The following is a 13,394-nucleotide window of genomic DNA, read 5'->3' on the forward strand; positions in this document are numbered from 1 at the left end:
CCTCGTACGAGTTACCCGGTCAACCTCCCTTGATCGTCGAGTGGAACGGCGCCCCACGGGAGTCCCTCAGCCCATCCAGAGGCTCCTCAGAGACCTTCGGCCGGCCCCTCCGGAGCGCCTTCTCAGCCCGCTCTGAGCGCCATCGTCATCGCCTCCACCGCCAACAGCGGGGCCACGTTCCGGTCGAGGGCATCCCGGCACGCGGCGATCGCCTCGATGCGGCGAAGAGTGGACTCCGGGGACCCGGCGCGGGCGAGGCGGTCCAGGGTGTCGCCGGCGTCCGCGTTGGCGATGGCGACCCGGGAGCCGAACTGGAGGGCGAGGACGTCGCGGTAGAAGGACGTGAGATCGGTGAGGGCGAGGTCGAGGCTGTCGCGCTGCGTGCGCGTGCGGCGCCGCTTCTGCATGTCCTCCAGATCCTTCATCACCCCCGCCGTGCCACGCGGCATCCGGCTGCCCTGGCCGCCGCCCATCGCCGTCTTCAACTCCTCGGTCTCCTTGCCGTCCACCTCCTCGGCGAGCTGCTTGGCGTCCTCGGCAGCCGCGTCGACGAGCTCCTGGGCGGCCTTGAGCGCGCTGCCGACCTCCTCGACCCGCAGCGGCAGCTTCAGCACCGTGGTTCGCCGCTCCCGGGCGGCCGGGTCGCTGGCGAGGCGGCGGGCCCGGTCGACGTGCCCCTGGGTGGCGCGGGCCGCCGCGGCGGCGACGGCCGGTTCGATCCCTTCCCGCCGTACGAGCATGTCGGCCACGGCGTCCACCGAGGGCGTCAGCAGGTTGAGGTGGCGGCAGCGGGATCGGATGGTGGGCAGCACGTCCTCCAGCGAGGGCGCGCAGAGCAGCCAGACCGTGCGGGGGGCGGGCTCCTCGACGGCCTTGAGGACGGCGTTGGCCGACTTCTCGTTCAGTCGCTCGGCGTCCGCGACGAGGATGATCTGCCAGCGGCCGGTCGCCGGTGACGTGAACGACTTGCGGACGGTGTCCCGCATGTCGTCGGCGAGGATCTGCGTGCCCACGGCGGCGACGGTGGTGACGTCGGCGTGCGTGCCGATGAGCGCCGTATGACAGCCGTCGCAGAACCCGCAGCCCGGGGAACCGCCGAGCGCCCGGTCCGGGGACACGCACTGCAGGGCTGCGGCGAACGCCCGTGCCGTCTGCGTACGCCCGGCACCCGGCGGGCCGGTGAAGAGCCACGCGTGCGTCATCTTCGACGCCTCGGGCGGCGGGGTGTTCGTGCCGGCCGCCGTGACCAGCGCGTCGGCGTCCCGGGCAGCGGCGGCGAGCTGCTCGGTCACCTTCTCCTGGCCGACGAGGTCGTCCCAGACGGTCATGCTTCACCCCGCCCTTTCGTCACGTTTCGCGATGCGGCTTCCATTGTGCGGGCCACCACTGACAACGGGGTCCGAGCGGGACGCTGCGCCGCCTCCGAACGGGGCTCTGGGCCGGCGCCCGAGTCAGGCCGCCGGCCCGACTACGGACCGACCGGACGACCGGCTTCACCGCCGGCCGCCGAAGGCACCGTCCTCAGCCCCGCCGTCCCCAGCCACGCCGCCCACGGCCCTCATCGATCTCGTCGTCGTCCCGCGGACCGAGCAACTCGTCCGCCAGCGACGGCAGATCGTCCAACGGCGTCTCCTCGGCCCAGTCCGACCGCGGCCGCCGCTTGGGCGCACCCTCGGCGTCGACCTGGGGCATCTCCCGCGTACGGTCCTCGCCCCGCTCGGAAGGCGCCTCCGCCTGGCCCTCCCGGAAGTACCCCGGCGGAACCCGGTCCACAGGCTCGTCGTCCCGAACGGGAGGCAGCACAGCCGTCTCATCAGCCGCACCCGCCGGCACAGGCGGCAACACCGCCGTCTCATCGGCGGCCCCCGCGGGAGCCGGCGGCTGCGGCAACTGCGCCGTCACCTCGGACGCGGACTCCCCGCCGGCTCGCTCGCCGGCAGAACCGCCCGCGCCACGGGACTCGGCGCCACGCTCATCGCCCCGCGCGTCCTCCCGCACCGGCCGCAGCACGGCCGTATCCTCCACCGACCCACCAGACTTGGCGGACCCGCCAGAGTCCTTCGCCCCACCGGACTCCTTCGGCGCATCGGCCGACGACACAACCGGCGTCGGCACAGTCGTCGCCTCCGGCCGCGTACCCGAAGCCGCTCCAGCCGCCCCCGATGCCGTCGAACCCGCGGCACCCGGCGCCCCCGACTTGGGCCCCGCCTCCGCAGCGGCCGCAGCCCGCTCCGCCAGCCGCCGTGCCTCCTCCGCCCGGAGCAGCGACTCTTCCGCCTTGCGCTGCTTCTCCAGGCGTCGGGCCTCGGCCTCGGCCTGCAACCGGGCCTCTTCCTCGGCCTGCCTGCGGCGTCGGTCCTCCTCGACCTTGCGGCGGGCCTCCTCCTCGGCGCGTGTCTTCTCCTCCGCGAGGAGCCGGACGCGCTCCTCCTCGGCGCGACGGCGGGCCTCCTCGGCGCGCTGCCGGGCCTCCTCCGCCTGCCGCTCGGCCTCGCGCCGCTGCGCCTCCTCCAGCTCGCGCCGCTTGCGCTCCTCCTCTTCGGCGCGCAGCCGCTCCAACTGCTCCTGGCGCTCGCGCTCCAGCCGCTCTTCCTCCGCCTTGCGCGCGGCCTCTTCCTCCGCCCTGCGCCGGGCGTCCTCCTCGGCCTTCTTGCGCGCCTCCTCCTGGGCCTTCACCTCGGCCTCGGACAGGGGCAGCATCTGGTCGAGCCGGTGGCGTACGACGGTCGTGACGGCCTCGGGCTCCTGGCCCGCGTCCACGACGAGGTAGCGCCCCGGGTCGGCCGCGGCCAGCGTGAGAAAACCGGAGCGCACACGCGCGTGGAACTCGGCCGGCTCCGACTCCAGCCGGTCTGGCGCCTCCGTGAACCGCTCGCGGGCGATCTCCGGGGACACGTCCAGCAGGACGGTCAGATGCGGTACGAGGCCGTCCGTCGCCCAGCGGTTGATGCGGGCGATCTCCGTCGGGGACAGGTCGCGGCCCGCGCCCTGGTAGGCCACCGAGGAGTCGATGTAGCGGTCCGAGACGACCACCGCGCCGCGCTCCAGCGCGGGCCTGACCACGGTGTCCACGTGCTCCGCGCGGTCGGCCGCGTACAGCAGTGCCTCCGCCCGGTGCGAGAGCCCCGCGCTCGACACGTCCAGCAGGATCGACCTCAGGCGCTTGCCCACCGGCGTCGCCCCGGGCTCGCGCGTCACCACGACCTCGTGGCCCTTGGCCCTTATCCACTCGGCGAGCGCCTCGGCCTGCGTGGACTTCCCGGCGCCGTCGCCACCCTCAAGAGCGATGAAGAAACCGCTCGACGCGGGGACCGTCACCGGGTCGTCGCCACCGAGCAGCGCGTCGCGCAGGTCATGCCGCAGCGGCACTCCGGCGCGGTCATCGGCCTTGGCCAGCACCATCGCGGCCAGCGGCAGCAGCAGCGCGCCCACCAGCATCAGGGTGAAGGCCGCGCCGCCGTGCGCGAACACGAACTTGCCGTTCTCCAGCCGGTGCGGCCCGATCCCGGCGGCGACCAGCGGGGCGATCACCGCGCCGAGCGCCACGAAGACCCGTACCACCGCGTGCAGATGCTCGGTGGTGCGCGCGCGCCGGTAGTCCTCGGCCTCCTGGTCGAGCAGGGTGTGCCCGGTGTTGGCGGCCACGCCCGCGCCGACGCCGGCCAGCGCGACGATCAGCAGCACCGTGGTGACGTCCGGGACGAGACCGGCGGCCAGCAGGGCGACGCCGGTGAAGGCGATCGCCAGCGCGAGCAGCCGGCGCCGCGACAGCGACACCAGGATCCTCGGCGCCGTACGGATGCCGACGACGACACCGCCGGTCAGCCCGAACACCAGCAGCCCGTACGTCACCGGGCCGCCGCCCAGGTCCTTGGCGTGCAGCACGGACACGGAGACGGCCGCGGCGATCGCGCCGGCGATCGCGGCGGTGGCCGGCACCAGCAGCGGGATGGCACCCGTACGGCCCTTGTCGACGCCGGTGCCCGTCTTGGGGCGGCGCAGGCCCTCCAGCGGCGAACGCGCGCGCGGTGTACGCGCGTCGGGCAGCTCCAGGAAGGTCACCACCGACAGGGACGCGGCGAACAGTCCGGCCGCGACGTACGACGCGAGGGCCGCCTGGTGCTGCGCGAACCAGTCGATCCCGGTGCCCAGCAGGTTGTTGAGGAGCCCCGCCACGACGAGCACGACGGCGGCGGCGGGGATCGCCACGAAGGTCGTGCGCAGCGAGAGGCGGCGCAGCGCGTCCATGTGGTCCGGCAGCGGTCGTACCGTCGCGCCCTCCAGCGGCGGGCCCGGCAGCAGCGCGGGCGCCGCGCTCTCGCGGCACACCGTCCAGAAGCGCTCGGCGACGCCGGTGACGAAGGCGGTGACCAGGAGGACGGCCAGTGCGTTGTCCGGCGTCCAGTCGATCCACAAGGGCGCGACGATGAGCACCAGAGCGCGCAGTCCGTCGGCACCGACCATGGTCCAGCGGCGATCCAGCGGGCCCTCGTGCGAGGTCAGCGAGGTGAGCGGGCCCAGGAGCACGGCGCCGAAGAGCAGCGTCGCGAGGACGCGCACCGCGAAAACGGTCGCCACTGCGAACGCCACGCCCCGGTAGCCGCCACCGAACGAGCCCTCGGCGATCGCCGCCTGCAGGGCCAGGAGCACCAGCGCCAGCAGGGCGAGGGTGTCGCCGACCGACCCCACGAACTGTGCGCTCCACAATCGCTTCAACTGAGGTTGGCGCAACAGGGCGCGGACGGCGCGCTCGCGGGAGTCCGCGACAAGCGCGTCGTCGGGGGCCGGTTGGTGGGCCGTTGGCTGCTCGGCTCGCGTCATGCTTTCAGCCTATCGGGACGGACTGACAGCACGCGGCGCCCACCCGAACGTGCGCACGCCCCGACACCAAACTGATGCCGAGGCGTTCGTTTCGCGAACGGAACGTGAAGGTCGGGACCCATTACAGGCCCCGCCCTGAACGTCTCTCAGTCGTCCGCCGAGTTCGAAGCCGCCGCCTTCTTGGCGACCGTCTTCGTGGCGGCCTTCTTCGTGGTCGTCTTCTTCGCGGCCGTCGTCGTCTTCTTCGCCGCGGTCTTCTTGGCCGCCGTCGCCTTCTTGGCCGGTGCGGCCTTCTTGGCGGGCGCCTTCTTCGCGGTCTTCTTGGCGGGCGACTTCGCACGCTTCTCGGCGAGCAGCTCGAAGCCGCGCTCCGGGGTGATCTCCTCGACGCTGTCGCCGGAGCGCAGGGTCGCGTTGGTCTCCCCGTCGGTGACGTACGGCCCGAAGCGGCCGTCCTTCACCACGACCGGCTTCTCGCTGATGGGGTCAACGCCCAGTTCCTTCAGCGGCGGCTTGGCGGCCGCGCGGCCCCGCTGCTTGGGCTGGGCGTAGATCGCCTGCGCCTCTTCCAGCGTGATCGTGAAGAGCTGGTCCTCGGCCGTGAGCGACCGCGAGTCCGTGCCCTTCTTCAGGTACGGGCCGTAGCGGCCGTTCTGCGCGGTGATCTCCACGCCGTCCGCGTCCTTGCCGACGACGCGCGGCAGCGACATCAGCTTGAGGGCGTCGGCCAGCGTCACCGTGTCGAGGGTCATCGACTTGAACAGCGAGGCCGTACGCGGCTTGACGGCGTTCTTCCCGGTCTTCGGGGTGCCCTCGGGGAGCACCTCGGTGACGTACGGGCCGTAGCGGCCGTCCCTGGCGATGATCTGGTGGCCGGACTCCGGGTCCGCGCCCAGCTCGAAGTCACCGCTCGGCTTGGCGAGCAACTCCTCCGCGAGTTCGACCGTCAGCTCGTCCGGCGCCAGGTCCTCCTGCACGTCGGCGCGCTGGTGGTTCTCGGAGTCCTTCTCGCCGCGCTCGACGTACGGGCCGTAGCGGCCGACGCGGAGCACGATGTCGTTGCCGACCGGGAAGGACGACACCTCGCGGGCGTCGATGGCGCCCAGGTCGGTGACGAGCTCCTTGAGGCCGCCCAGGTGGTCGCCGTCGCCGTTGCCGGCCTCGGCGGCGCCCGTCGCCTCGCCCTCGCCGAAGTAGAAGCGCCGCAGCCACGGCACGGCCTGCGCCTCACCGCTGGCGATGCGGTCGAGGTCGTCCTCCATCTTGGCGGTGAAGCTGTAGTCGACGAGCCGCCCGAAGTGCTTCTCCAGGAGGTTGACCACGGCGAAGGACAGGAAGGACGGCACCAGGGCCGTGCCCTTCTTGAAGACGTAGCCGCGGTCGAGGATCGTGCCGATGATCGACGCGTACGTCGACGGGCGGCCGATCTCGCGCTCTTCGAGCTCCTTGACGAGGCTGGCCTCGGTGTAGCGGGCCGGGGGCTTGGTGGCGTGCCCGTCGACCGTGAGTTCCTCGGCGCTGAGCGCGTCGCCCTCGGCGACCTGGGGCAGCCGCCGCTCGCGGTCGTCCAGCTCGGCGTTCGGGTCGTCGGCGCCCTCGACGTAGGCCTTGAGGAAGCCGTGGAAGGTGATCGTCTTGCCGGAGGCGCTGAACTCGACGTCCCGGCCGTCGGACGAGGTGCCCGCGATCTTCACGGTGACGGAGTTGCCGACCGCGTCCTTCATCTGGGAGGCGACGGTCCGCTTCCAGATCAGCTCGTAGAGCCGGAACTGGTCACCGGTCAGGCCGGTCTCGGCGGGCGTGCGGAAACGATCACCCGAGGGGCGGATCGCCTCGTGCGCCTCCTGCGCGTTCTTGACCTTCCCGGCGTACACCCGCGGCTGGGCCGGCAGGTAGTCGGCGCCGTACAGCTGCGTCACCTGGGCGCGGGCGGCGGTGATCGCCGTCTCGCTCAGGGTCGTGGAGTCCGTACGCATGTAGGTGATGTAGCCGTTCTCGTACAGCTTCTGCGCGACCTGCATGGTGGCCTTCGCGCCGAAGCCGAGCTTGCGGCTGGCCTCCTGCTGGAGCGTCGTCGTACGGAACGGGGCGTACGGCGAGCGGCGGTACGGCTTCGACTCGACGGAGCGGACGGCGAACCGCGTGTCCGCCAGGGCGGCGGCCAGGGCGCGGGCGTTGGCCTCGTCGAGGTGGAGGGTGTTCGCGCCCTTGATCTGGCCCAGGGAGTCGAAGTCGCGGCCCTGTGCGACCCGCTTGCCGTCGACGGCCTGGAGGCGGGCGACGAGGGACGACGGGTCGCTCGCGTCACCGGCGCGGCCGGTCCCGAAGGTGCCCGTCAGGTCCCAGTACTCGGCGGAACGAAACGCGATGCGCTCGCGTTCCCGCTCCACCACGAGCCGGGTGGCGACGGACTGGACACGGCCGGCCGACAGGCGCGGCATGACCTTCTTCCACAGGACCGGCGAGACCTCGTAGCCGTAGAGGCGGTCGAGGATGCGGCGGGTCTCCTGGGCGTCGACCAGGGGCTGGTTGAGGTCGCGCGGGTTGGCCACGGCGGCCCGGATCGCGTCCTTGGTGATCTCGTGGAACACCATGCGCTTGACCGGGACCTTGGGCTTCAGGACCTCGAGAAGGTGCCACGCGATGGCCTCGCCCTCGCGGTCCTCATCGGTGGCCAGGAAGAGTTCGTCGGAGTCCTTGAGCAGATCCTTGAGCTTCTTGACCTGGGCCCGCTTGTCGGCGTTGACCACATAGATCGGCTCGAAGTCGTGCTCGACGTCCACGCCGAGCCGACGGACCTCGCCCGTGTACTTCTCGGGCACCTCCGCGGCGCCGTTGGGAAGGTCGCGGATGTGCCCGACGCTCGCCTCGACGACATATCCGGGGCCAAGGTAGCCCTTGATCGTCTTCGCCTTGGCGGGCGACTCGACAATGACGAGTCGGCGGCCGCCGTGTGCGGTCTCGCTGGTCGGGGACAACTTCGCTCTTCTCTCCGGTCGACGCTGGGGCCTCCCCAGGCGTTCGTCCCGGGGTCGGGTCATGGTGACGCTGCGGAGTGTGACGGTACATCCCGCCCCCGTGTCAAACGGGAAAAGCCCGCAACGGCCACTCGAACGGTAACCCGACTACCGCCATTCCTGCCGCCCGGAGTACCCACCGGCTCTTTCGCGTCTGACCGGAGGATCACCTCCCAGTTGTCGGAGTCCCAGCTCCGGGCCCGCTTTCAGACCCTTGTGAGGCACCAGACCCCGAGAACCAGCGCGATCACCGACGCGAGACTCGCGATCGTCACCGATGCGACCGGACTCACACCCTGCGCGACCGGTTCCCCCTGCCGCGCCCGGCTCACCGTCCACACCAGCAGCCCGCTTCCGAACAGGGCGAACACCACTCCCGCGAAGATCGCAGGTCCGCTCTCCATGGTTCCCGTTGCCCCTTTTCTCCCGTCCGTGCGTGCCCGGCCCGTGGAGGCTGACACGGGCGGGCGGCGCACAGACGAACCCCAGGTGAACGCGGGGCCGACACGCCTGCGGGCTCACCGGGGCGCCCGCTCCGCACCCGGCTCAGACCGATCCGGGCACGGGTATCTTTCCGGTCGACTTCGTGTTGTCCGACCGGCTCACCGTGCACACCACCTTGCTGAAGCCCCGGTCCCAGTCGTCCTGATCGGCCACCCAGCCGTACACGACCCGCTCCGATCCCGGCGCCCAGGTCGACTCGAACTTGTTGCCGCAGAGCTTGGTCGCGTTCTCGCTGCCCTTCTTGAAACTCATGCTCACGGGGGCCTGCACAGCGCCTATGACCTGGTCGGTGTGCGGCTTGGCGCAGTCGGTGAGCGGCGCCTTGTAGCCCTCCTCCACCTCCACGTACTCCCAGCAGTCACCGACGCTCATCTGACCGACCCACAGATTCGAGCCCGCGTCCCGGAAACGGCCCACTTCGCCGCCGATCGCCGCATGCCGCCCGAGTACGAGACACGCCGTACCGCCGTCGGCCGCCCCGAACCCCTCCTTCGTCGGTACGACGGCGTACCCGGCCGCGTCGGGCAGCGCGTCCACGACCGCCCTGCTCTGGCTCTCGCAGCGCCGCGCGCCCTGGTCGCGGGCGTCGCCGAAGTCGGTGGCCGTGTCGACCGCCACGACCTGGCCGTCGGGCCAGTCCTCTGCGCAGTCCACCACCCCCAGGTTCGGCGCCGACTCGAACGGCGTCCCCGACCAGACCGCCTTCACACAATCCCCGGTTTCCAGGGGCCGGTTGAGCCCCACCACATCGCCGTACGGCAGTACCGGCCCGGTCGGCACCGGCGAACCCTGCGACACGCTCGGCGACGCGGACTTCTTCGTCGCCGCGCTGTTCTTCCCCCCGTCACCGTCACCCCCGGCCAGGGAGGCAACCCCCCACGCACCACCGACGATCACGAGAACGACCCCCACGACGAGCGCGACAACCGCCATCCGCCGCTTCCCGGCCGAGCCAGGCGGCACCGGCGCCTGGCCGACACCGGGCCCGATCGGACCACCGGTCCCGTGAGCCGTGGGGGCGGCCGCGCTCCAGTAACTGCCGGGGCCACCGCTGGCGTAGGCCGGTGTCGCGCCGCTCTGCGGGTACGCCGGCGGAACGGCACCTCCGCCACTCCCGCTCCCCGGAGCGGACACCGGGGTGTTGCTCCCGGTGTACGGCGTCCCACCCGCGCCCCCGGGCGAGGGCTGCGCATACGGGTTGGCCGGATCCACCGCGCGCCGTTGGGTGGGCGGAGTCCACATGTCGTAGGCAGAAGCCGCAGGTGGCGACCCTGGTGCGGCACCGGGCATCCCACCAGGCGTGGCCGGACCCGCAGGGTGCCCCACCCCGCCCCCACGACCTCCCGGAGTGTCAGGACCGCCCGCCGGAGTGTGCGGTGTCTGCGGGGAGTTCGGCGCCTGGGGCGCACCCGGCGTCTGCGGAGCCCCCGCCATGGGGCCACCGCTCCACCCACCGGCGTACTCCGGCGGCTGACTGCCGGCGTACCCAGGCTCCGGCCTGCTGACGTACCCCTGCGCCGAGCCACCGACGTACCCAGGCGGCGCACTCTGGACGTACCCGATGGGCGGCCCGAACCCTCCACCGTCCGCCCCTTGCGGAGCCCCTTCCTGCGCCCCGCGAAGCACCCGCTCCAGCCCCCGCGCGACCGTCTCGGGCGACGACCTGCGGACGGGATCCTTGACGAGCAACCCCTGGAGCACCGGCGTCAGTTCACCGGCCCGGACCGGTGAGGTCGGTTCCTCGCCGAGGAGGGCCGTCAGGGTGGCGTAGTCGCCGTGGCCGTCGAAGGGGCCGCGGCCCTCCACGGCCGCGTACAGCGTGGCGCCCAGGGAGAACAGGTCGGCGGCAGGGGTCGGCGGCTCGCCCCGCGCGCGTTCCGGGGCGAGATAGCCGGGCGTGCCGAGGATGCCGGCGGTGGCGGTCAGGCGGGGCTCGCGGGACTCGGGCTGGAGCGCGATGCCGTAGTCGGTGAGCAGCACGCGTGCGTAGAGGTCGCCCGAAGCGTCCGACGCCAGAAGGATGTTGGCCGGTTTCACGTCCCTGTGGAGGATGCCGATACGGTGCCCGGCGGTCAGCGCGTCGAGGACGGCGAGCCCGATCCGGGCCGTCTGGACGGGCGACAGCGGCCCCGTCCGCCGTACGACCGCCTGGAGGTCGACCGCGTCCGGCACGTACTCCATGACGATCCAGGGCAGCCCCTCGTGCATCACCACGTCGTGCACCGTGGCCACGTGCGGGTGGCCGCGCAGGCGGGCCGCGTGCCTGGCCTCGCTGCGGGCGCGCGCGATGCGCTGTGACGGCGCGCTCGGGTCCATCGGGACGTCCGCGAGCGCGATCTCCTTGATCGCGACCTCGCAGGCCAACTCCTCGTCGTACGCGAGCCAGACGCGGCCCATGCCGCCCGCGCCGAGCGTCCGCGTCAGCCGGTACCGGCCGTTGATGATCCTGTCTTCGCCCTGATCCGGCGTCTCCCCCGCCATCGCGCCTCCCCCGAGACAGCGCGCCTCCCCCGAGAACGCGTGTGGCCTGTCTCTCGAAGATAGCTTCGCACCCGCCACTGACAGCAGCCCTTTTCGGGGCCAATCCCATCAGGTCGGGCACAGGGGTATCAGGGGTGCGGGCGCGCCCCACCAGTGACGCGCGCCCGTCGCGTGCAGGCCCGGTTCCGGCCGGGATCAGGCCGGTTCGAGGAAGCCCTGCTCCACCAGGAGTCGGATCTGGGCAGGTGTGCGGTCGCGCAGCAGGACCGGGTCCTCGCCGACCAGTTGGGCGATCGCGTCCAGGATGCGACCGGCGCTCAGCGAGCCGTCGCACACGCCCGCGAACCCCGCGCCGACCGTGTCCACCTTGGTGGCCCGGCGCATCCCGCGGTGCTGGCGCAGCACCACGTGCTCGGGGTCCTCGGCGCCGGGCAGCCCGACCTGCTCCTGGATGACCTCGACGGCCAGCCTGAAGTGCTCTTCGAGCAGGGCCGCGTCGTCGTGCGCCCGCAGGTAGTCGATGCGGTCGAAGTGCGCTCGTACGGTGTCCCCGAGCGGCTGTTCGACCGGGTGCGGCCACTCCTCCGCGACGATCGAGGGCTCGGCGGCGTCCGTCCGGCGCAGGGTGATCCAGCCGAAGCCCACGGCCTTCACCTTGCGCGCCTCGAACTCGTCCAGCCACGCGTCGTACCGCGCCTGGTACTCGGCCGGATCCTCGCGGTGGTCGCCGGCGTCCCGCAGCCACAGTTCGGCGTACTGCGTGACGTCCTGCACCTCGCGCTGCACGATCCAGGCGTCGCAGCCGCGCGGCACCCACGACCGGAGCCGGTCCTGCCAGTCCTCCCCCTCCACGTGCTGCCAGTTGGCGAGGAACTGCGCGAACCCGCCCTCGCCGAGCCGCTCCCCCGCCTGCTGAACGAGCGTGCGGCACAGATCGTCCCCGCCCATCCCGCCGTCGCGGTACGTCAGCCGCGCGCCCGGCGAGATCACGAACGGCGGGTTCGACACGATCAGGTCGTACGTCTCGCCGTCCTTGACCGGCTCGAACAGCGAGCCCTCGCGCAGCTCGGCGGCCTGCGCGCCGGAGAGCGCCAGCGTGAGGGCGGTGATGTGCAACGCGCGCGGATTGACGTCGGTCGCCGTCACGCGCGTGGCGTGCCGGGTGGCGTGCAGCGCCTGGATGCCGGAGCCGGTGCCGAGGTCGAGGGCGGCCGGGACGGGCGTACGCACGGTGATGCCCGCGAGGGTGGTGGACGCGCCGCCGACGCCCAGGACGACGCCTTCCTCGCGGCTGCCGACCCCGCCGGCCCCACCGACGGCGCAGCCCAGGTCGGACACGATGAACCAGTCCTCGCCGCCGGGCCCGCCGTACGGCCGCACGTCCACGGTCGCGGCGACCTCGTCCGCGCCGACGGCGGCGAGCCAGCCGGCCTCCAGGCACGCGGCGACGGGCAGAACGCCCTCCACGCGTGCGTGCGGCACGGGTTGCTGCAAGAGGAACAGGCGTACGAGCACCGCGAGCGGGGTGTCCCCTCTGGTCGCCCTGAGCGCGGGCACGGTCTCACTACGGGCCAGCGCCGCGTACGCGGGGGCACCGAGCAGATCGAGCAGCCCGTCGGCGGTGAAGGACGCCGCGAGCAGGGCGTCCCGCAGCCGGGCGGCGACGTCATGGCGGTCGGAAGCGGGCAGGGCGGGCAGGCCTGAGTTACTCACACCCCCATTGTGTCCGCGCCACCGACTCCCCGCGCAGCACCGCCCAGATCTTGCCTCCGACTACCCCTATGGGCACCCGCCACCACCGCTGCGGGCACCCGCCGCTCCCGCTGTGGGCAATCGTTCCGCAGGGCGATGGGGCCCGGTCGAGCGGAGCCGAGACTGGGGGAGGGTGGGCACAGCCGGCACCGCCGGGCCCGGCTCGACACGCCCAGCCCCCACGCCGAGCGCTCCTACCCGCACCCGCTACACGTCAGCTCGCCGTCGCCGCCGAAGAAGCGGACGCGCTCTTGCAGCTGGCCTGCTTGGCCATCGCCTTGCCGACGTCGCCCTCCTCCAGGGTCTTCAGCGCGTCGTTCCCGCTCTGCCCCAGCTTGTCCAGCGAGGTCGCGATGTCCTTGAGGCCGTCGGCGAACTTCGCCTGGTCCTTGGTGTCGAGCTTGTCGACCTGCGTCTTCAAAGAGGCGTACGACGTGGCGATCCCGTCGAGCTCCTTGACCGCGTCCGTCTGCTTCTTCGCACCGTCGTCGACATCCGGCGCCCCGGCCTTCTCCACGGCGTCGCCGATCGCCTTGTAGGCGTCGGACATGTCCTGGAAAGCCTGCGCGTCGGTCTTCTGGACGTCCGCCGGAGTGCTGTTGTCCGAGGTCTGCTGCTGGATCGCGGCGTTGGCGGCCTCGATCTTCTTGGCCTGCGGCTGGACCGCGTCGCAGACCTGCTTGGCCCAGGCATCCAGCTTCTCGTTGCTGTCGTCGCTGCTGCATCCCGACAGCGCCAGTACCAGTACCGCACCGCCGGACAGCGCGGCCGTGAGCTTCTTGTTCACCGGATTGGTCCCTTCCATGGCTCTCGGCCCCG

The 13,394-nt window shown here is 72.3% G+C and carries 7 protein-coding genes; all 7 read right to left on the reverse strand.

The features are described 5' to 3' along the window. Positions 1-122 precede the first annotated feature (122 nt). The 7 genes from M2283_RS09570 to M2283_RS09600 all read right to left on the reverse strand — a co-directional run bounded on the left by M2283_RS09570 (position 123) and on the right by M2283_RS09600 (position 13,380). Positions 123-1,328, reverse strand: a complete 1,206-nt coding sequence (locus M2283_RS09570) for a DNA polymerase III subunit delta' (protein ID WP_280875699.1) — start codon at positions 1,326-1,328, stop codon at positions 123-125. A 193-nt stretch (positions 1,329-1,521) separates the two neighbouring features. Beyond that, complete coding sequence (gene tmk / locus M2283_RS09575; RefSeq protein ID WP_280875700.1) at positions 1,522-4,821, reverse strand: dTMP kinase; 3,300 nt, start codon at positions 4,819-4,821, stop codon at positions 1,522-1,524. Between the two features lie 146 nt (positions 4,822-4,967). Further along, positions 4,968-7,799 (reverse strand): type I DNA topoisomerase, encoded by a 2,832-nt coding sequence (topA, locus tag M2283_RS09580; protein WP_280875701.1) that lies wholly within the window; start codon positions 7,797-7,799, stop codon positions 4,968-4,970. A gap of 245 nt (positions 7,800-8,044) precedes the next feature. After that, positions 8,045-8,242: a hypothetical protein gene (locus M2283_RS09585; protein WP_280875702.1), complete on the reverse strand. Its 198-nt coding sequence runs from the start codon at positions 8,240-8,242 to the stop codon at positions 8,045-8,047. A gap of 142 nt (positions 8,243-8,384) precedes the next feature. Beyond that, positions 8,385-10,823: a serine/threonine-protein kinase gene (locus M2283_RS09590; protein ID WP_280875703.1), complete on the reverse strand. Its 2,439-nt coding sequence runs from the start codon at positions 10,821-10,823 to the stop codon at positions 8,385-8,387. 195 nt (positions 10,824-11,018) lie between these two features. Then, positions 11,019-12,536 carry a class I SAM-dependent methyltransferase gene (locus M2283_RS09595; RefSeq protein ID WP_280875704.1) on the reverse strand — a complete coding sequence of 506 codons (1,518 nt, stop codon included), beginning with the start codon at positions 12,534-12,536 and terminating at the stop codon, positions 11,019-11,021. 253 nt (positions 12,537-12,789) lie between these two features. After that, on the reverse strand, positions 12,790-13,380 hold the full coding sequence (locus tag M2283_RS09600) for a small secreted protein (RefSeq protein ID WP_280875705.1): 591 nt from the start codon (positions 13,378-13,380) through the stop codon (positions 12,790-12,792). Positions 13,381-13,394 lie beyond the last annotated feature (14 nt).

The sequence above is a fragment of the Streptomyces pseudovenezuelae genome (assembly GCF_029892565.1).
Lineage (GTDB): Bacteria > Actinomycetota > Actinomycetes > Streptomycetales > Streptomycetaceae > Streptomyces > Streptomyces pseudovenezuelae_A.